The sequence below is a fragment of the Microbacterium sp. NPDC058269 genome, from assembly GCF_042881445.1.
Lineage (GTDB): Bacteria > Actinomycetota > Actinomycetes > Actinomycetales > Microbacteriaceae > Microbacterium.
The window spans coordinates 675,487-695,818 of sequence record NZ_JBHVXT010000002.1; the positions used below are offsets into that span (position 1 = coordinate 675,487).

General features: G+C 67.2%; 14 protein-coding genes and 1 tRNA gene. 13 read left to right on the plus strand and 2 right to left on the minus strand.

Annotation, left to right across the window (positions count from 1 at the left end):
- Window positions 1–13 precede the first annotated feature (13 nt).
- Window positions 14–880 (plus strand): MurR/RpiR family transcriptional regulator, encoded by an 867-nt coding sequence (locus ACFVWL_RS11630; RefSeq protein WP_387182624.1) that lies wholly within the window; start codon window positions 14–16, stop codon window positions 878–880.
- A gap of 40 nt (window positions 881–920) precedes the next feature.
- Here ACFVWL_RS11630 and ACFVWL_RS11635 read toward each other — a convergent pair whose 3' ends face one another.
- Entirely contained in the window at window positions 921–1,841 is a 921-nt protein-coding gene (locus ACFVWL_RS11635) for a sugar kinase (RefSeq protein WP_387182627.1), read from the minus strand.
- A 163-nt stretch (window positions 1,842–2,004) separates the two neighbouring features.
- Here ACFVWL_RS11635 and ACFVWL_RS11640 point away from each other — a divergent pair, with 163 nt between their 5' ends.
- The 6 genes from ACFVWL_RS11640 (at window position 2,005) to rpoC (ending at window position 15,176) form a co-directional block, all read left to right on the plus strand.
- A complete protein-coding gene (locus tag ACFVWL_RS11640) occupies window positions 2,005–3,678 on the plus strand; it encodes an ABC transporter substrate-binding protein (RefSeq protein ID WP_387182629.1) in 1,674 nt (557 codons plus the stop codon).
- A gap of 87 nt (window positions 3,679–3,765) precedes the next feature.
- Complete coding sequence (locus ACFVWL_RS11645; protein WP_017828176.1) at window positions 3,766–4,770, plus strand: ABC transporter permease; 1,005 nt, start codon at window positions 3,766–3,768, stop codon at window positions 4,768–4,770.
- A 34-nt stretch (window positions 4,771–4,804) separates the two neighbouring features.
- The gene (locus ACFVWL_RS11650; protein ID WP_387182632.1) at window positions 4,805–5,770 is read left to right on the plus strand and encodes an ABC transporter permease; all 966 of its coding nucleotides are present in this window, start codon (window positions 4,805–4,807) and stop codon (window positions 5,768–5,770) included.
- Window positions 5,767–7,473: an ABC transporter ATP-binding protein gene (locus ACFVWL_RS11655; RefSeq protein ID WP_387182634.1), complete on the plus strand. Its 1,707-nt coding sequence runs from the start codon at window positions 5,767–5,769 to the stop codon at window positions 7,471–7,473. The genes ACFVWL_RS11650 and ACFVWL_RS11655 overlap by 4 nt, the downstream gene beginning before the upstream one ends.
- A gap of 243 nt (window positions 7,474–7,716) precedes the next feature.
- Window positions 7,717–11,220 (plus strand): DNA-directed RNA polymerase subunit beta, encoded by a 3,504-nt coding sequence (locus ACFVWL_RS11660; RefSeq protein WP_387182637.1) that lies wholly within the window; start codon window positions 7,717–7,719, stop codon window positions 11,218–11,220.
- Window positions 11,221–11,300: 80 nt separating this feature from the next.
- Window positions 11,301–15,176, plus strand: a complete 3,876-nt coding sequence (gene rpoC / locus ACFVWL_RS11665) for a DNA-directed RNA polymerase subunit beta' (protein ID WP_387182639.1) — start codon at window positions 11,301–11,303, stop codon at window positions 15,174–15,176.
- 207 nt (window positions 15,177–15,383) lie between these two features.
- On the opposite strand, the gene ACFVWL_RS11670 is transcribed toward rpoC, so the two are convergent.
- The gene (locus ACFVWL_RS11670; protein ID WP_387182642.1) at window positions 15,384–15,974 is read right to left on the minus strand and encodes a hypothetical protein; all 591 of its coding nucleotides are present in this window, start codon (window positions 15,972–15,974) and stop codon (window positions 15,384–15,386) included.
- Window positions 15,975–16,061: 87 nt separating this feature from the next.
- On the opposite strand from ACFVWL_RS11670, the gene ACFVWL_RS11675 reads away from it, so the two are divergent.
- From ACFVWL_RS11675 to ACFVWL_RS11700, 6 genes are all read left to right on the plus strand, one after another.
- Entirely contained in the window at window positions 16,062–16,991 is a 930-nt protein-coding gene (locus ACFVWL_RS11675; RefSeq protein ID WP_387182644.1) for a PfkB family carbohydrate kinase, read from the plus strand.
- An 86-nt stretch (window positions 16,992–17,077) separates the two neighbouring features.
- Window positions 17,078–17,162 (plus strand) — tRNA-Tyr (locus tag ACFVWL_RS11680).
- 138 nt (window positions 17,163–17,300) lie between these two features.
- Window positions 17,301–17,930 (plus strand): hypothetical protein, encoded by a 630-nt coding sequence (locus ACFVWL_RS11685; RefSeq protein WP_387182647.1) that lies wholly within the window; start codon window positions 17,301–17,303, stop codon window positions 17,928–17,930.
- A gap of 78 nt (window positions 17,931–18,008) precedes the next feature.
- Window positions 18,009–18,905: a bile acid:sodium symporter family protein gene (locus tag ACFVWL_RS11690; protein ID WP_387182649.1), complete on the plus strand. Its 897-nt coding sequence runs from the start codon at window positions 18,009–18,011 to the stop codon at window positions 18,903–18,905.
- Window positions 18,906–18,914: 9 nt separating this feature from the next.
- A complete protein-coding gene (locus ACFVWL_RS11695; protein WP_387182651.1) occupies window positions 18,915–19,406 on the plus strand; it encodes an FBP domain-containing protein in 492 nt (163 codons plus the stop codon).
- A gap of 46 nt (window positions 19,407–19,452) precedes the next feature.
- On the plus strand, window positions 19,453–20,253 hold the full coding sequence (locus tag ACFVWL_RS11700) for an enoyl-CoA hydratase/isomerase family protein (RefSeq protein WP_387182654.1): 801 nt from the start codon (window positions 19,453–19,455) through the stop codon (window positions 20,251–20,253).
- Window positions 20,254–20,332 lie beyond the last annotated feature (79 nt).

Below are 20,332 nucleotides of genomic sequence, written 5' to 3' on the forward strand. Positions count from 1 at the left end.
ACAGGATCCCTCCATGGACGATGACGTTCTCGCTCGGGTGCGACGCTCGCTCCCCAAGGTGAGCGCTGCCGAGGCGCGGGTCGCGGAGACCATCCTGGGGGACCCGACGCTCGTCGTCGACCTGGCGATCAACGATCTCGCCCAGCTGTGCCGCACCTCGCTCTCGACGGTCGCCCGCTACGCCCAGGCGCTCGGATACAGCGGCTACCGCGAGCTCCGGGTCGCGGTCGCCCGGGCGGTCACCCTGGAACAGGCGCAGCAGGCGCGCTTCGGCCTGGACACCACGGCGATCGACCCCGACGACGGTCCGGTGGCCATCGCGGCCAAGCTCGCCGCGCAGGAGATCGACGCCATCGAGAAGACCGCGCTCGCCCTCGACGCCGTCGCCCTCGACCGGGTGGCCCGTGCGCTGGTCGATGCGCGGCACATCGACCTCTTCGGGCAGGCGGCGTCGTCCCTGACCGCGCAGGATCTGCAGTTGAAGCTGTCCCGCATCGGCTGCTCGGTGTCGCACTCGGCGGATCCGCATCTCGCGGTGACGACGGCCTCGCTGCGGACCGCGGACGATGTGGCGATCGCGTTCTCCCACGGCGGCGAGACCACGGAGACCCTGCGTGCGCTCGAAGTGGCGCGCGATGCCGGCGCCCTCGCCGTGGCGGTCACCAGTGCGCCGGACTCGCCGCTGGCCCTGGCGGCGGATGTCGTGCTGCTCACGCACGCCCACGAATCCCCGTTCCGGATGGCCGCGATGTCGAGCCGCATCGCTCAGCTCGCCCTCGTCGACGTGTTGTTCGTCCGTGTCGTGCAGCACCGCGGTGAGCCCGTCGCCGTCTCGCTGCAGCGGACCCATGACGCAGTGCCCGCACGCCGTCGCACCTGACGGTCCGACGTCCTCGTGCCGGACGAGCTTTCCGGGTGCCTCAGTCGACGTGGTCGCGGGTGCTGACCAGGGCGCGTGTGGCGATGCGGTGGCCTCGGGCGAGACTTCCCGTGAGTGACAGGCCGGTGAGGACCCCGGCGAGGAATCCGGCGGCGAAGGCGTCTCCTGCCCCGATGGTCTCCACCACCGGGGCGTCTATCGCGTCGCTCTCGGAGGTCTCTTCCCCGTCGAAGGCCACGGCTCCGGTCGAATCGGTGACTAGCAGGTATCGCGGCGCGGGGAACAGCGTGCGCAGTCGCGCGGGATCACTCGTTCCGAACACGGCCTCGGCATCAGGCCGGGTGCAGAACACGATGTCGGCGCGGGCGGCGAAGTCGGAGACGATCCTCCGGCCTTCCATCTCCCGTCCGCGCCAGAGTGCAGGGCGCCAGTTCAGGTCGAAGCTGAGCATGCGGCCGGTGCGTCGTTCCGCGAACAGCGCTTCCTGCGCGGCGAGCGCTGAGCGCGACAGCGCGGGCGTGATCCCCGAGGTGTGCACGAGCGCCGCCTCGGCGAGGAGAGCGGATGCCACCGGCGTCTTCAGGGTCTGCGGCGAGAGGGCGGCGGCCGCGGAGCCGGCACGGTAGTAGTGCATGGTGCCGTCGACCGCTCCGTCGTCTCGCGCCGAGAGCTCCTTCACGTAGAGGCCGGTGGGCGCATCGACGTCGACCTCGATCGCGGATTCGTCGACGCCGTGGGCCCGCAGCTCGGCGGTGAGGAAGCGTCCGAAGCCGTCGTCGCCCACGCGGGAGAGGACCGAGGTGCGGATGCCCGCCGAGGCCAGAGCGATCGCGGTGTTCCACTCGGCGCCGGCCAGGGAGCGGTGGAAGGTTCGGCAGTCCTCGAGGGGTCCTGCGGTGGCGGCGACGAGGGCGACCATGCCCTCGCCGAAGCAGACGGCGAGCGGGGCGGTGTCGGGCACGATCTGGACACTACCGGATCGGTGCCGGTCGCGCCGATATCGGATTGCAACCTGGATGCGTTTGGCATCTGGGGATCTGCTGGGTACCGTCGAGTCATCACCGTCCCCGAGGCGAAGAAGCCTCGGGACGCGCAACGAAGCGCCCGACAGGGAAGGTCACACAATGCACCAATCAGTCAAGCGTCGGCGAGGACTCATCGCCGTAACCGGAGCCACGATCGCCGCTCTCGCCCTCGCGGGCTGCGTCGCCAGCGAGCGCGGCGACGAAGGGTCCGAAGGCTCGGGCGACGTCGACGGGACGTTCGTCTTCGCCGCCTCCTCGGACCCGGCCAGCCTCGATCCCGCCTTCGCGCAGGACGGCGAGAGCTTCCGCGTCTCGCGTCAGATCTTCGAGGGTCTCGTCGGCACCGAACCCGGCACCGCCGACCCGGCGCCGCTCCTCGCCGAGTCATGGGAGTCGTCGGAGGACGGCATGTCCCACACCTTCGAACTCAAGAAGGACGTCACGTTCCAGGACGGCACGCCGTTCAACGCCGAGGCCGTCTGCGTCAACTTCGACCGCTGGTTCAACTGGACCGGCCTCGCCGCATCCGAGGCGTTCGGCTACTACTACAACAAGCTCTTCAAGGGGTACGCCTCCAACGCGGCCGACGCCGTGTACAAGTCGTGCACCCCTGACGGTGAGAACTCCGTCACGATCGAGCTGAACAAGCCGTTCGCCGGTTTCGTCGCCTCGCTCTCGCTCCCGTCGTTCGCGATGCAGAGCCCCTCGGCGATGCAGGAGTTCGGTGCAGACGAGGTCAGCGGTTCGGCCGAGGCCCCGCAGCTGTCCGAGTACGCGATGGGCCACCCGGTCGGAACCGGCCCCTACGCGTTCGACGAGTGGGCGCCGGGCGAGCAGGTCACGCTCAAGGCCTATGACGGCTACTGGGGAGAAGCCGGTCAGATCGACGAGATCATCTTCCGCACGATCGACGACCCGACCGCTCGCCGCCAGGCGCTCGAGTCCGGCTCGATCGACGGCTACGACCTCGTCGGACCGGCCGACACCAAGGCGCTCGAGGACGACGGCTTCACCATGGTGTCGCGCCCGCCGTTCACGATCCTCTACCTGGCGTTCAACCAGACGGTCCCGGAGCTGCAGGACCCGAAGGTCCGTGAGGCCCTGTCGTACGCGGTCGACAAGGACGCGCTGATCAGCCAGGTGCTGCCCGAGGGCACGCAGAAGGCGATCGAGTTCGTGCCCGAGGTCGTCAACGGCTACAACCCCGACGTCACGACCTACGACTACGACCCCGAGAAGGCCAAGTCGCTGTTGGCCGAGGCGGGCTACACCGAGGCGAACCCGTTGAAGCTCACCTTCAACTACCCGGTCAACGTCTCGCGTCCCTACATGCCGGACCCCGAGCAGATCTTCACGGTGCTGTCGTCGCAGCTCTCCGAGGTCGGCGTCGAGACCACCCCGGTGTCGGAGGAGTGGGTCGAGTACCTCGACCGCACCACCGGCACCTCGGATCACGGCATCCACCTGCTCGGCTGGACCGGTGACTACAACGACACCGACAACTTCGTCGGCGTCTTCTTCGGCCAGCAGAGCTCCGAGTGGGGCTTCGACAACCCCGAGCTGTTCCAGAAGCTGAACGAGGCGCGCGGCGTCTCCAAGCTCGAGGACCAGACGGCGCTGTACGAGGAGATCAACGAGATGGTCGCCCAGTTCATCCCGGGCGTCCCTCTCGCGCACCCGGCGCCGACCCTGGCGTTCGACCCGCGCGTGAAGAGCTACCCCGCCAGCCCGGTGAACGACGAGGTCTTCACGGACATCGTCCTCACCAAGTAGGCCTGACCACTTGATACGCCGCACCCCGGTCCCGCGCATTCGGCGGGACCGGGGGAACGGCGTACCTTCTGATCGACGGAGATCTTCGTGCTGCGCACCATCGGCAGGCGACTGCTGTTTCTCATCCCCACCCTGTTCGGGCTCAGCATCCTGCTGTTCGCCTGGGTCAGGGCCCTCCCCGGCGGCCCCGCGGTCGCCCTGCTCGGCGAGAAGGCCACGCCGGAAGCCGTCGCGAGAGTCAACGAGCTCTACGGCTTCGACAAGCCCCTCATCGAGCAGTACTTCATCTGGATCGGACGCCTCCTCCAGGGAGACTTCGGCACCTCGATCCAGACCAACCGTCCGGTGACGGAGGAGTTCCTCCGCCGGTTCCCCGCGACCTTGGAGCTGAGTGTCATGGCGCTCATCTTCGCCGTCGGTATCGGCATCCCGCTGGGATACTGGGCCGCCCGCCGCCATGGCAAGTTCACCGACCACGCCTCGGTGGTGCTGAGCCTGATCGGCATCACCATCCCGGTGTTCTTCCTCGCCTTCATCCTGAAGTACGTCTTCGCCGTGCAGCTGGGGTGGCTGCCGTCGGACGGACGACAGAATCCGCGAATAGACGCGACCCATCCCACCGGGTTCTACGTGTGGGACGGCATCATCACCGGCGAGTTCGATGCCGCGTGGGATGCGATCCTGCACCTGATCCTCCCGGCGCTCGCGCTCGGCACCATCCCGCTCGCGATCATCGTCCGCATCACCAGGGCCAGTGTCCTGGAGGTGCAGAACGCGGACTACGTGCGCACCGGTCGGGCGAAGGGCGTGGGCTCGCCGACGCTGCGCAACCGCTTCATCCTGCGCAACGCCATGCTCCCCGTCATCACGACGATCGGTCTGCAGACCGGGCTCCTGATCTCGGGGGCGGTGCTGACCGAGACGGTGTTCGCCTTCCCGGGCATCGGCTCGTTCCTGGCGAGGGCGATCTTCACCAGGGACTTCCCCGTCCTCCAAGGCTTCATCATCTTCATCGCGATCGCGTACGCGCTGATCAACCTGGCGGTCGATGTCTCCTACAGCTTCATCGATCCGAGAGTGAGGGTGCAGTGATGTCCCTCCCCATCGTCCGAAAGGAGGCGGTCGCATGACCATCGCGCTCCCGCCCGCCCAGGGCCCCTCAGCGGAGAGCGGCGGCAGCATCGACACCGTCGCCATCGCCCAGGCCGACCTGAAGAACGGCTCCGGCGGATTCTGGCGGGACGTGTTCCGTCGCCTCCGCCGTAATCCGACCGCATGGATCGGCGCGGCGATCGTCGTGGCGTTCCTGCTCGTCGCCGCGCTCGCGCCCCTGCTCGCTCCGTACCCGGAGACGGCGCTGCCCGGTGCGAAGTACATCACGCCGACCTACATCCCGGGACCGGGGGAGCTGCCGCAGTTCCCGCTGGGCCTCGATCGGTTCGGCGGCGATGTGCTCTCCAAGCTCATCTGGGGTGCGCAGGCATCGCTCATGATCGGTGTCATCTCGACCGCGATGGGCCTGGTCGGCGGCATGATCCTCGGACTGCTCGCCGGCACGTTCGGCGGATGGGTCGACACGCTCATCATGCGCATCGTCGACATCATCCTCTCGGTGCCGAACCTGCTGCTGGCGGTGTCGATCGCCGCCATCCTCGGGCAGACTCCCTTCGCGATCATGATCGCGATCGGGGCGTCGCAGGTGCCGATCTTCGCGCGACTGCTGCGTGCGTCGATGCTGCAGCAGCGCTCGAGCGACTACGTGCTCTCCGCGCAGACCCTCGGTCTCGGTCGCGGCAAGATCACCATGTCGCACGTGCTGCCGAACTCCATCGGGCCCGTGATCGTGCAGGGAACGCTGACGCTGGCCACCGCGGTCATCGATGCGGCGGCCCTGTCGTTCCTCGGTCTCGGCGGTGGACGCCCGGAGACGGCCGAGTGGGGGCGCATGCTCACCTACGCACAGGCCGAGCTCGCGATCGCACCCTGGCTCGCCTTCCTCCCCGGTATCTGCATCGCCGTCACGGCGCTCGGCTTCACCCTGCTGGGTGAGGCGCTGCGCGAGGCGATGGACCCCCGGACGAGGGCACGATGAACGCGCGGGACGACGGTGCCGTGAGCGCCGCGAAGGAGAAGCAGATGTCGACCGAGCCGTTGCTGTCGGTCCAGGGGCTGGCCGTGGACTTCGCCACCATGGACGGCGTCGTGCACGCGGTCGAGGGCGTCGACCTCGAGATCCGCCCCGGCGAGACCGTCGCCATCGTGGGGGAGTCCGGTTCGGGCAAGTCCACCACCGCGATGGCCATCATCGGGCTGCTCGCCGGTGGCGGCAAGATCGCCTCCGGCAGCATCCGCCTCGACGGGAAGGAGATCTCGCGCGCGCCGGAGCACGAGCTGCGCACGATCCGCGGTCGTGACATCGGTCTCGTGCCGCAGGACCCGATGTCGAACCTGAACCCGGTGGCGAAGATCGGCACACAGGTGGCGGAGACGCTGCTCGCGCACGGCCTCGCCACGCGGCAGAACGTGCAGGCGAAGGTGGTCGAGGCGCTGACCGCCGCCGGCCTGCCCGATCCGGCGCGTCGTGCGAAGCAGTATCCGCACGAGTTCTCGGGCGGCATGCGCCAGCGCGCGCTCATCGCGATCGGTCTGGCCTGCAAGCCGCGGCTGCTGATCGCCGACGAGCCCACCAGCGCCCTCGACGTCACGGTGCAGCAGACGATCCTCGACCAGATCGGACAGATGACGCGCGAGCTGGGAACGGCCGTGCTGCTCATCACGCACGACCTGGGGCTCGCGGCCGAGCGGGCGGAGCGGGTGATCGTGATGCACCGCGGCAAGGTCGTGGAGCAGGGCGATGCGCGCCAGATCCTGGAGGACCCGCAGCATCCGTACACGCAGTCGCTCGTGAAGGCGGCGCCGTCGGTGGCCGCGGCCCGCCTGCAGCCGGAGGCGTTCCGGGTGCAGGAGCGGGCGGCGGAGGTCGACGCCGTCGTGGAGGAGGCCCCGACCGACAACATCGTCGAGATGGAGAACCTCACCAAGGTGTACCCGGTGCGCGGTCGAGGCGAGGATTTCGTGGCGGTCGACGACGTGTCGTTGGTCATCCCGCGCGGTGAGACCGTGGCGATCGTGGGGGAGTCCGGCTCGGGCAAGACGACGACGGCACGTATGCTGCTCAAGGTCGTCGAGCCGACGAGCGGACTGATCCGCTACGAGGGCAAGGACATCGCGTCGCTGAGCAGGGCGGAGACGAAGGAGTTCCGGCAGCAGGTGCAGCCGATCTTCCAGGATCCGTATTCGAGCCTGAACCCGATGTTCACGATCGAGCGCCTGATCGCCGAGCCGCTGGAGTTCTACAAGCGGGGGAGCGGCGCCGATCGGCGAAAGCGCGTGCGGCAGCTGCTCGACGACGTGGCCCTGCCGCAGTCGATGCTGCGGCGCTACCCGTCCGAGCTCTCCGGCGGCCAGCGGCAGCGTGTCGCGATCGCCCGTGCCCTCGCTCTGTCGCCCGATCTGATCGTGTGCGACGAGCCGGTGTCGGCGCTGGACGTGCTGGTGCAGGACCAGATCCTGAAGCTGCTCGGCGACCTGCAGCGGGAGTACGGCCTGAGCTACCTGTTCATCTCGCACGACCTCGCGGTGGTGCGGCTGATCAGCGACTACGTGTGCGTCATGAAGGACGGCAAGCTCGTCGAAGCGGCCACCTCGGAGGAGATCTTCACGAATCCCCGAGACCCGTACACGCGCCGTCTGCTCGCCTCGATCCCCGGCAACGAGCTGGGCATCGCCTCCTGATCGCCTCCTGAGATCGCCGGGCCGGACATGATCCGGCCCGGCGACCGGGCGCTCATACCGCAGCTTCCCAGATTGGTCAAGGACTGCGCTTGCCATGTCGCACAATCGTGCGTATAGTTAGTAGTTGCGCTCGTTTCTCCCTGCCCTCATATGGTGGTCGGCATCTGTTGAGTTCCCGGGCGCACACTCCACCTGACGACAAAGGAATCGAGAAGCCCTGCGGGGCTCACGGAGGTTATTCCCTTGGCTGCTGCTCGCAACGCATCCACATCCACCACCACCAAGAACGGACGCGGAGCTTCCCGTCTTTCGTTCGCCAAGATCTCCGACACGCTGACGGTCCCTGACCTTCTCGCCCTGCAGACCGAGTCCTTCGGTTGGCTGGTCGGCAACGACGCCTGGAAGGCGCGCGTGGCCGAGGCCAAGAAGCAGGGTCGCACCGACGTCAACGAGAACAGCGGTCTGGGCGAGATCTTCGAGGAGATCTCTCCGATCGAGGACCTCGGCGAGACGATGCAGCTGTCGTTCACGAACCCGTACCTCGAGCCGGAGAAGTACTCGATCGAGGAGTGCAAGGAGCGTGGCAAGACCTACGCCGCTCCGCTGTACGTCGAGGCCGAGTTCATGAACCACCTCACGGGTGAGATCAAGACCCAGACGGTCTTCATGGGCGACTTCCCGCTGCAGACCGACAAGGGCACGTTCATCATCAACGGCTCCGAGCGCGTCGTCGTGTCGCAGCTCGTGCGCTCGCCCGGTGTCTACTTCGACAAGACCCCCGACAAGACGTCCGACAAGGACATCGTGTCGGCGCGCGTCATCCCGAGCCGTGGTGCATGGCTCGAGTTCGAGATCGACAAGCGCGACCAGGTCGGCGTGCGCGTCGACCGCAAGCGCAAGCAGTCGGTCACGGTCTTCCTCAAGGCGCTGGGCATGACCAGCGAGGAGATCCTCGCCGAGTTCGCCGGCTACACCTCGATCGAGGAGACGCTCGCGAAGGACACGATCGTCACGAAGGAAGATGCGCTCCGCGACATCTACCGCAAGCTCCGTCCGGGCGAGCAGGTTGCCGCTGAGGCCGCCCGCGCGCTGCTGGACAACTTCTACTTCAACCCGAAGCGCTACGACCTGGCCAAGGTCGGTCGTTACAAGATCAACCACAAGCTGGGCCTGGACCAGCCGCTGACCTCTTCGGTGCTGACCGTCGAAGACATCGTGGCCACGATCAAGTACCTCGTGCGTCTGCACGCCGGCACCGAGGAGACCTTCACGGGCATCCGCGGCGGCAAGAAGGCCGAGATCCGTCTCGCGACCGACGACATCGACAACTTCGGCAACCGTCGCATCCGCGCGGTCGGCGAACTGATCCAGAACCAGGTCCGCACCGGTCTGTCCCGCATGGAGCGCGTCGTCCGCGAGCGCATGACCACGCAGGACATCGAGGCGATCACCCCGCAGACCCTGATCAACGTGCGCCCCGTCGTCGCCGCGATCAAGGAGTTCTTCGGAACGTCGCAGCTGTCGCAGTTCATGGACCAGAACAACCCGCTCGCGGGTCTGACGAACAAGCGTCGTCTCTCCGCGCTCGGCCCGGGTGGTCTCTCCCGTGACCGCGCCGGCGTCGAGGTCCGTGACGTTCACCCCTCGCACTACGGCCGCATGTGCCCGATCGAGACGCCGGAAGGCCCGAACATCGGTCTGATCGGTGCTCTCGCGACCTTCGCGCGCATCAACTCGTTCGGTTTCATCGAGACCCCGTACCGCAAAGTCGAGGGTGGCGTCGTCACCGAGCACATCGACTACCTGACGGCTTCCGAAGAGGTCGACTTCAACATCGCGCAGGCCAACGCCCCGCTCGATGCCAAGGGTCGCTTCGTCGAGAGCCACGTCCTGGCCCGCCCCAAGGGCGGCAGCGGCGAGGTCGACATGTTCCTGCCGGAGGACATCGGCTACATCGACGTCTCCCCGCGCCAGATGGTGTCGGTCGCGACCTCGCTCGTGCCGTTCCTCGAGCACGACGACGCACAGCGCGCCCTCATGGGTGCCAACATGCAGCGTCAGGCTGTGCCGCTGCTGCGCAGCGACTCGCCGCTCGTCGGAACCGGTATGGAGGGCTACACGGCCATCGACGCCGGTGACGTGCTCACCGCCGACAAGGCCGGTGTCGTCTCCGAGGTCTCCGCAGACCGCGTCGTCGTCATGCTCGACGAGGGCGGGACGCAGGAGTACCACCTCCGCAAGTTCGACCGCTCCAACCAGGGCACGTCGTACAACCAGAAGGTCGTCGTCAACGCCGGTGAGCGCGTCGAGGTCGGAGAGGTCATCGCCGATGGCCCCGCCACCGAGAACGGCGAGCTTGCCCTCGGAAAGAACCTCCTCGTCGCCTTCATGACGTGGGAGGGCTACAACTTCGAGGACGCGATCATCCTGAGCCAGGACCTGGTGAAGGACGACACCCTCTCCTCGATCCACATCGAGGAGTACGAGGTCGATGCGCGCGACACCAAGCTCGGCAAGGAGGAGATCACCCGTGACCTCCCCAACGTCAGCCCGGAGCTGCTGAAGGACCTCGACGAGCGCGGCATCATCCGCATCGGTGCCGAGGTCCGCCCCGGCGACATCCTCGTCGGCAAGGTCACGCCGAAGGGTGAGACCGAGCTGTCGGCCGAGGAGCGCCTGCTCCGCGCGATCTTCAACGAGAAGAGCCGCGAGGTCCGCGACACGTCCCTGAAGGTGCCTCACGGCGAGCAGGGCACGATCATCGCGGTCAAGGAGTTCAACGCCGAGGACGGAGACGACGAGCTCGGCTCGGGCGTCAACCGCCGCGTCGTGGTCTACATCGCCCAGAAGCGCAAGATCACCGAGGGCGACAAGCTCGCCGGCCGTCACGGCAACAAGGGTGTCATCGCGAAGATCCTCCCGATCGAGGACATGCCGTTCATGGCGGACGGCACCCCGGTCGACATCGTCCTGAACCCGCTCGGCATCCCGGGTCGAATGAACTTCGGCCAGGTCCTCGAGACCCACCTCGGGTGGATCGCGAAGCAGGGCTGGAAGGTCGAGGGCACCCCGGAGTGGGCAACCCGTCTGCCGGAGCAGGCCTTCGAGGCGGCTCCCGGCACGAAGGTCGCCACCCCGGTGTTCGACGGTGCGAGCGAGGAGGAGATCGCCGGTCTCCTCGACGCGACCATCCCGACCCGCGACGGTGTCCGTCTGATCGACTCCACCGGAAAGGCCCAGATGTTCGACGGCCGCTCCGGCGAGCCGTTCCCGGCCCCGATCTCGGTCGGCTACATGTACATCCTGAAGCTGCACCACCTGGTCGACGACAAGATCCACGCACGTTCCACGGGTCCGTACTCGATGATCACCCAGCAGCCGCTCGGTGGTAAGGCGCAGTTCGGTGGACAGCGCTTCGGTGAGATGGAGGTGTGGGCCCTCGAGGCCTACGGCGCCGCATACGCGCTCCAGGAGCTCCTCACGATCAAGTCCGACGACATCCTCGGCCGCGTCAAGGTGTACGAGGCGATCGTCAAGGGCGAGAACATCCAGGAGCCCGGCATCCCCGAGTCCTTCAAGGTGCTCATGAAGGAGATGCAGTCGCTCTGCCTGAACGTCGAGGTCCTCTCGGCCGACGGCACGCTGGTGAACCTCCGCGACACCGACGATGAGGCGTTCCGCGCCGCAGAAGAGCTCGGTATCAACATCTCCAGCCGCTTCGAGGCCGCCTCGATCGACGAGATCTAATCCTTCGGAGGGCCCGGGACACATGTTCCGGGCCCACCGAAGCAGACTTCTCAAAAAGAATTTCCGACACAGGAGAACTAGTGCTCGAGTCCACAACTTTCGATGAGCTTCGCATCGGCCTGGCGACCGCAGACCACATCCGCGCGTGGTCCTACGGCGAGGTCAAGAAGCCCGAAACCATCAACTACCGCACCCTGAAGCCGGAGAAGGATGGTCTCTTCGGAGAGCAGATCTTCGGCCCGTCCCGCGACTGGGAGTGCGCCTGCGGCAAGTACAAGCGTGTCCGCTTCAAGGGCATCGTCTGCGAGCGCTGCGGCGTGGAGGTCACCAAGAGCTCCGTCCGTCGTGAGCGCATGGGGCACATCGAGCTCGCCGCTCCCGTGACCCACATCTGGTACTTCAAGGGCGTGCCCTCGCGTCTGGGCTACCTGCTCGACATGGCGCCGAAGGACCTCGAGAAGGTCATCTACTTCGCCGCCTACATGGTCATCTCGGTCGACGAGGATGCTCGTCACCGCGACCTGGGCACGCAGGAGAACAACATCCGTCTCGAGCTGAAGACGCTCGGCGACCGCCGCGATTCCAAGATCGCGGAGCGCCTGGCCAAGCTGGAGGAGGAGCTCGCCGCCCTCGAGGCGGAGGGCGCCAAGGCCGACGCCAAGAAGAAGGTGAAGGACGCCGCCGAGAAGGAGATGTCCCTCATCCGCAAGGGTGCCGACGAGCAGATCGCCAAGCTCGAGCGCGTGTGGGAAGACTTCCGCACCCTCGAGGTCGGTGCTCTCCGCCCGGAGGACGACGTCTTCCACGAGCTGCAGGACCGCTTCGGTCAGTACTTCGAGGCGTACATGGGCGCCGAGTCGATCCAGCGTCGCCTTGCGGCGTTCGACCTCGTCGCCGAGGCGGAGAACCTGCGTCTGCAGATCTCCGAGGGCAAGGGCCAGCGCAAGATCCGTGCGATCAAGCGCCTCAAGGTCGTCAGCTCGTTCCTCGAGACCGGCATGAGCCCGGCCGCGATGGTCCTCGACGTCGTCCCGGTGATCCCGCCGGAGCTGCGCCCGATGGTCCAGCTCGACGGTGGCCGCTTCGCCACCTCCGACCTGAACGACCTGTACCGCCGTGTGATCAACCGCAACAACCGTCTTCGTCGTCTGATCGACCTCGGTGCCCCCGAGATCATCGTCAACAACGAGAAGCGCATGCTGCAGGAGGCCGTCGACGCACTGTTCGACAACGGTCGCCGTGGTCGTCCCGTCACCGGTACCGGTAACCGCGCTCTGAAGTCCCTCAGCGACATGCTGAAGGGTAAGCAGGGTCGCTTCCGTCAGAACCTGCTCGGCAAGCGTGTCGACTACTCGGGTCGTTCGGTCATCATCGTCGGACCGCAGCTGAAGCTGCACCAGTGTGGTCTGCCCAAGCAGATGGCTCTGGAGCTCTTCAAGCCGTTCGTGATCAAGCGTCTGATCGACCTCGGTCACTCGCAGAACATCAAGGCGGCCAAGCGTGCCGTCGAGCGCACCCGTCCCGAGGTCTGGGACGTGCTCGAGGAGATCATCCGCGAGCGTCCCGTGCTGCTCAACCGTGCACCCACCCTGCACCGTCTGGGCATCCAGGCGTTCGAGCCCCAGCTCGTCGAGGGCAAGGCCATCCAGCTGCACCCGCTCGTCTGCGCGGCGTTCAACGCCGACTTCGACGGTGACCAGATGGCAGTCCACCTGCCGCTGTCGGTCGAGGCTCAGGCCGAGGCCCGCGTGCTGATGCTCGCGTCGAACAACATCCTGAAGCCGTCGGACGGCCGTCCGGTCACCCTGCCTTCGCAGGACATGATCATCGGTCTGCACCACCTGACCACGGTCAAGGCGGGCGCAGCCGGCGAGGGCCGTGCATTCGGTTCGGTGGGCGAGGCGATCCTGGCCAAGGACGAGGGCTCCCTCGACCTGCAGGCGAAGATCCGCATCCGCATCCCGGGTCTGACCTTCCTCGAGGGCGAAGCTCCCGAGGGCTACGAGCGTCACGGTCTCGTCGACGCCTCGCTGGGTCAGGCGATCTTCAACGACACGCTGCCCAAGGGCTACCCGTTCGTCCGCGAGCAGGCTGACAAGAACAAGCTGTCGCAGATCGTCAACAAGCTGGCCGAGGAGTACCCCAAGGTCGAGACGGCTGCGTCGCTGGACCGCATCAAGGACGCCGGCTTCTACTGGGCCACGCGCTCGGGTGTGACCGTCGCCCTGAGCGACATCCTGACCCCGCCGAACAAGGCGGAGATCGTCGCCGGCTACGAGAAGCAGGCCGCGAAGGTCCAGTCGCAGTACGAGAAGGGTCTGACGACCGACTCGGAGCGTCGCCAGGAGCTCATCAAGATCTGGACCGAGGCAACCGACGAGGTTCAGGCCGCCATGAAGGCGAACTTCCCCGAAGACAACACCATCAACCGCATGGTGTCGTCGGGTGCTCGTGGTAACTGGCTGCAGATCCGGAACATCGCCGGTATGCGTGGTCTGGTGAACAACCCCAAGGGTGAGATCATCCCGCGTCCGATCATCTCCTCGTACCGCGAGGGTCTGTCGGTTGCGGAGTACTTCATCGCGACGCACGGTACCCGTAAGGGTCTAGCCGACACCGCTCTGCGTACCGCCGACTCGGGTTACCTGACCCGTCGTCTGGTGGATGTCTCGCAGGACGTCATCATCCGCGAAGAGGACTGTGGCACGTCGAAGGGCCTCGAGCTCCCGATCGCCGCTCCGAACTCGCAGGGTGAGCTCGTGCGCGACGCGAACGTCGAGAACTCGGTGTTCGCTCGTACGCTGGCCTCCGACGTGGTCGACAGCAAGGGCGAGGTTCTCGCCTCGGCCGGCGACGACGTGGGTGACGTGCTGATCGACAAGCTCGTCGGACTCGGTGTCGAGAGCATCAAGGTGCGCTCGGTCCTGACCTGCGACTCCGCCGTCGGTGTCTGCGCGCAGTGCTACGGCCGCTCGCTCGCGACCGGCAAGACCGTCGACATCGGCGAGGCCGTCGGCATCATCGCGGCCCAGTCGATCGGTGAGCCCGGTACCCAGCTGACGATGCGTACCTTCCACACGGGTGGTTCGGCATCGGCGGATGACATCACGCAGGGTCTTCCCCGTGTGCAGGAGCTCTTCGAGGCGCGTACCCCCAAGGGCGCGTCGCCGATCGCCGAGGCCGATGGCCGCATCGCGATCGACGAGACCGACAAGGGCAAGAAGGTCATCCTCACGCCCGACAGCGGCGACGAGCCCGTCATCTACCCGGTGCTGAAGCGCGCGACGCTTCTCGTCGAGGACGGGCAGCACGTCACGGTCGGTCAGCCGATCCTGGTGGGCACGCTCGACCCCAAGGAGATCATGCGTGTCATGGGTGCTCGCGAGGTGCAGCGTTACCTCGTCGGCGGCGTCCAGGGCGTGTACCGCTCGCAGGGTGTGCCGATCCACGACAAGCACATCGAGGTCATCGTCCGCCAGATGCTCCGCAAGGTCACGGTCGTCGATCACGCCGACACGACCCTGCTCCCGGGCGAGATGGTCGACCTCAAGCGCTACCAGTCGATCAACCGCGAGGCCGTGGCAGAGGGCAAGCGCCCCGCGTCGGGCCGTCCGGAGCTGATGGGTATCACGAAGGCGTCGCTCGCGACCGAGTCGTGGCTGTCGGCCGCCTCCTTCCAGGAGACGACCCGCGTGCTCACCGAGGCTGCGATGCAGGGTAAGCGCGACCCGCTGGTCGGTCTCAAGGAGAACGTCATCATCGGTAAGCTCATCCCCGCCGGAACCGGTCTCTCGAAGTACCGCGACGTCACGGTCGAGGCCACCGAGGAAGCCAAGAGCGAGCGCTACCCGAACCGGATCTTCGCATCCGACGGCGCGTACGCGGACGGCGACTTCGGCTACGTCGACTTCGACGCGTTCTCGACGGACGACATCACCCCCGGTACTTACAACTGAGGCGAGAGCCGCAGCGCTGAGTACTGAGTGACTGAGAAGGCCCCAGGGTTCGCCCTGGGGCCTTCTTCGTGCCCGGGTGTCGTCGCGCCCACCCGTCGAGTGCACGGGAAGCTGCCCACCGCACGGGATACGTGCGTCGCCAAGCCGTGCGCTCGTCGAGAAGTCGTGCAGTCGACAGAGGATCCCGTGGCGCGGAGGAGGGAGGGGTCAGTCGAAGATGTGCTCGACGATGCTCGAGGTGTAGCCGGCGGGGGCGAGGTTCGAGTAGCTCGTGTCGATCAGCACGTCCTCACGCCAGAACAGGGTGCGGCCGTCGGTCACGGGGTACTGCTCGTTGGGCCAGGTCTTCTCGCAGCGAGTGCCGCCGTCCGGGGTGAAGCAGGAGAAGCCCTCGTCGTTCGCGAGGGCGTTGAGCATGTCGAGTGCGGGTCCGCGGCTCATTCGGGAGATCGTCGTGGTGAGCCTGGTGGTGTCCGCGCGCGGGTCGGCCCAGTTGCAGGTGAGGGCGCCGTCCGTGCCGACGCCGGAAGGCCCGAAGGCAGCATCGTTGAGCGGGGTGTCTCCGAGTTCGGCGAGGACGGATTCCGACAGGATCGCGCGGCAGTCCGTCGGGAGCGCGACGGGTGCGGTGGTCGGGGTCGGGCTGGGCGATGGGGTGCTGGTCTCCTCTGCACCGGCCGCGTCGCTCTCCGTGGGGCTCGGCGAAGCACTTCCGCCGCCGTCTGCCTGCGGGGTGCACGCCGTCAGAGCGAGGAGGAGGACGACAGCCGCAGCAGCGCCGGTGAGTCGGGGTCTCATGGCGATACCGTACTGCTCTTCCACAGAGGGGTGGGAGAGGATCGCGGCGTTGCCGTGGGCTCTCCTGGGCCGCGATAGTGTCAGCGAGTGAGCAACCAGACTTCTTCCGCCGGTTCCGTGGTCGTGATCGGCGATGCCCTGATCGATGAGATCCGCGACGACTCCGGGGTGCGCGAGTTGGTCGGCGGTGCAGCGCTCAACGTCGCCGTCGGCCTGCGACGTCTGGGTGTGGCGACGACTCTGATCGCGATGGTGGGAGACGACGAGGCCGGCGCCCACATCCGCGAGTACCTGTCCGACCATGGAGTGCGCCTGATCCCGAGCGATGCCCCGCTCGGCTCGTCGCGGGCGATCGTGCAGCGGGCGGCGAACGGCGAACCGCAGTACGTCTTCAATGATGCCGCCCAGAAGCGCAGCATCCGATACTCCGACGAGGCACGCGAGGCGATCGCCGATGCCGGCCTCGTCGCGATCAGCTGCTTCCCCTTCGACGCGCCGGCAGAGGTCGACGCCCTGGTCGATGCCCTGGGTGATGCCCGCGTGGCGGTCGACCCCAACCCGCGCACCGGAATGCTCAGCGACCGTGAGGAGTTCGTCCGCGGGTTCGAGCGGCTCGCGACCTCGGCCAGCATCGTCAAGGTCGGAGCGGATGACGCGGCGATCCTCTACGACGGTGACCTCGACGCGCTGCGCGTGCGTCTGCGAGCCCTCGGTGCTGCTGCCGTCCTCGCGACCGCAGGAGCCGACGGCGCCACGATCGACGCGGATGCGGGCATCGTCTCCGCGCCCATCACTCAGCTGCCCGGCGCCGTGATCGACACCGTCGGCGCGGGGGACGCGACTCTCGCGGCCGTCTCCGAGGGGCTGGTCGCGGCGCCGCCGTCTGACCTGGGGGAGTGGCGTGCACTGCTGCGGCGAGCCATGGATATCGCCGCCGCGACCTGTCGCGCAGAGGGCGGTCTGCTGCGGACTCCCGAGTCGCTTCCGGACGCGGGACGCGGCGTGAACGGCAGCTGACGTTTCGATTTCTTGCACTCGCCTCCGGCAGGTATGCTTGTCTTTCGTGCCCCCGGTTGGCTGTCCAAGTCGGACGGGTGCGCTCTGGCGAGTTACCCAAGCGGCCAAAGGGATCTGACTGTAAATCAGACTGCTCAGCATTCGGGGGTTCGAATCCCTCACTCGCCACCACTTCCGCGGAGTACTGCGGAATCCGAAGGCCCACGCGATCACCGCGGGGGCCTTCTCTTCATTCCGCAGTCGCCCCCGTGAATAGGGTGGTCACATGTCCCAGACGATCCACGCCCGCACCGACCTCGGAAACAGACCATGAGCGCCCCCGCCGGATGGTACGTCGACGACAAAGGCGCGACACGCTGGTGGGACGGCGCCCGTTGGGGCGAGGACGCTCCGGCCCCCACGCGACCGTCGGAGTCCCCTGCAGCCCCGGCCGGAACGAGTGCGAACACGGTATGGGTGTGGCTGATCGTGCTTCTCCCGGTGCTGAGCACGATCGCCGCTCTCGGCTACCTTGCGGAGACGCAGCAGCGACTTCTCGATGTTCTCGCTCTCGTGCCGATGGGCAGCTCCTCGTCGCTCGACGTGGAGCGGTTCATCGTGGCGGAGCTCAACGCGTTCCTCACGCCGTGGTACCTGGTCCTCACACTGTCGGGCTGGGTGATCTACGGGCTCTCCGTGTGGTTCGCCGCCCTCGATGCGCGCGACCTCGCTGCGCGAGGGGTCATCCGCCCCTTCCCCTGGCCATGGGCGTTCCTGTCCTCGCTCGTCTACGTGATCGGCCGCCACGTCGTGGTCCGGCGACGGGGTGGGCGAGGTTCGGCACCGCTCATCGTGATGATCGCGATCCAGGTCGTCGCCGTCATCGCCGTGAGCGTCTGGGCGTCCGTCTTCGTGAGTCAGGTGTTCGCGACCGTCTTCTCGATGATCCCGGCCCGATGAGCTGACGGAGACAGCGCAAGGTGGCGATACCCGCGGATGCCGTGACACCGAGGCCCTCCGTCCGCCACACTGAGTCCCATGGGATCAGCGTTGACCACCATCGGACTGCCCGTCGCCTTGGGCATCATCATGCTGGGCCTCGGCCTCAGCCTCACCCTCGCCGACTTCGCGAGGGTGCTGAAGCAGCCGAAGGCGGTGATCATCGCGCTCCTCTGCCAGCTCGTCCTGCTGCCGGCGATCTGCTTCGGGCTCGTGCTCGCCTTCCAGCTCCCGCCGATCCTCGCGGTCGGCATGATGATGCTCGCCGCGTCTCCCGGCGGCACGACCGCCAACCTGTACAGCCACCTGTTCCGCGGCGACATCGCGCTCAACATCTCGCTCACCGCCGTCAACTCGGTCATCGCCGTGATCACGCTCCCGGTGATCACCAACTTCGCGATCGCCTACTTCCAGCCGTTCGACGACCGTCTGGGGCTGCAATGGTCGAAAGCCCTCGAGGTGTTCGCGATCGTGCTCCTGCCGGTGGCGCTCGGCATGATCGTGCGACGCTTCTGGCCGAGATTCGCGGCCGGCATGGACAAGCCGGTGCGGATCGCCTCCGTCGTGATCCTGATCGTCGTGATCGCGGGCGCCGTCGCCTCGAACTGGACCCTGCTGGTCGCGAACTTCACGCAGCTCGCTCTCATCACCGTGCTGTTCTGCCTGATCAGCCTCGCCATCGGCTTCCTCGTGCCGCGGATGCTCCGGGTGGGGAAGCGGCAGGCGATCGCGACGTCGTTCGAGATCGGCATCCACAACGCCACGTTGGCGATCGTCATCGCTCAGTCGGTGCTCGGCTCGGTCGAGCTGAGTCTTCCCGCGGCCGTGTACGGCGTGCTGATGTTCTTCATCGCGTTCGGCTTCGGCTTCCTGATCCGCGACCGGACTGCCGAGAACGTCGGGACTCCTGCGCCGTCGTCCACTGAGGGTTCCTAGACTGGAGCGATGCGACCGCTCACCGAAGCCGAAGTCCGGGCCTCGTTCGTCAATGCGGATGCCGACGAACTGCGCCTCATGGAGATGCCGCACGACTTCCTGCTCGTCGACTGGGACTACCTCGACTTCTTCGCCTGGCAGGATCCGGGTGCGAGCCGTCGAGGTTACGTGCTGATCCCTCATGACGACGGCGTCGTCGGCATCGTACTGCGTGCGGCGGAACCCGGCCGTGCGCGGTCGGGCATGTGCAACATCTGCCATACGATGCAGCCCGGCAACCAGGTCGCACTCCTCACCGCACGGCGGGCTGGTGAAGCGGGCACGCGGGGCGATTCGTTCGGCACCTACATGTGCGCCGACCTCTCCTGCCACGAGAATGTGCGCCTCGCCCACCCGCTCGCGCCCAACGAGGTGCGCACTCCGGGGCAGGTCGACTTCCGCCTCGACGGCACCCGTCGGCGGATGGAGAGCTTCGTCTCGCAGGTCTGGGAGCGGGTCTGATCGCGGTTACGCTGGTCCTACACGTCCTGCGCTCGAAGGAGAAGCCATGAGTGATGCCATCCTGTTCGCCGTCGAAGAGGGAATGGCCCGGCTGACGCTGAACCGTCCCGCTCGCCTCAACGCCTTCAACGCCGACCTGGCGCACGCCTGGAAGGACGCGACGGCCGAGGCGACATCGAGGGCCGACGTGAAGGCGATCCTCATCGATGCCGCCGGCCCCGCGTTCTGCGCCGGTGGCGACGTGATCGACATGGCGACGACGATGGGTGCCTCCGGCGCCGAGATCACCGCGCTGGCCGAGGTGATCAACGCCGGCATCCGCTCGCTCACGGAGTCTGCGGTGCCCGTCGTCGCGGCGGCTCACGGCACGACTGCGGGTGGGGGCCTGGGCATCCTGCTGTGCAGCGACTACGCCGTCGTCGGTTCGCGGTCGAAGCTCGGCAGCCTCTATGCGAACATCGGTCTGACCCCGGACCTCTCCGTCTCCGCTCAGCTCGCCCGCGCCGTCGGTCAGCGCCGCGCTCTGCAGCTCGTGCTGCAGGACCGACTGCTGTCGTCGACTGAGGCCGTGGAATGGGGGCTCGTCGCCGAGGCCGTCGAGGGTGCGGATGCCGTCTCGGAGGCCGAGAGCGTGCGGGCTCGCGGCGAGGAGATCGCGCGTTTCTGGCTGGCCGGGGCCGCCGACGCCTACGGTCAGGCGAAGCGGCTGGTGCGTTCGCAGCCGGAGCGCTCCTTCGTCGAACAGCTGAGCGAGGAGGCGCGTTCGATCGGTGCGGCGCTGGAGACCCCGGATGCGCAGGCCCGCGTCGCAGCGTTCGCCGCCGCATCGGCGAAGAAGGCCGGCTGACCTCTCCTCCCCAGACGCGGAGAGGGACGACAGCTTTCCCCCGAAAGGGGCGGCAGCCGTGGCAACCGTCGGCGCGCGT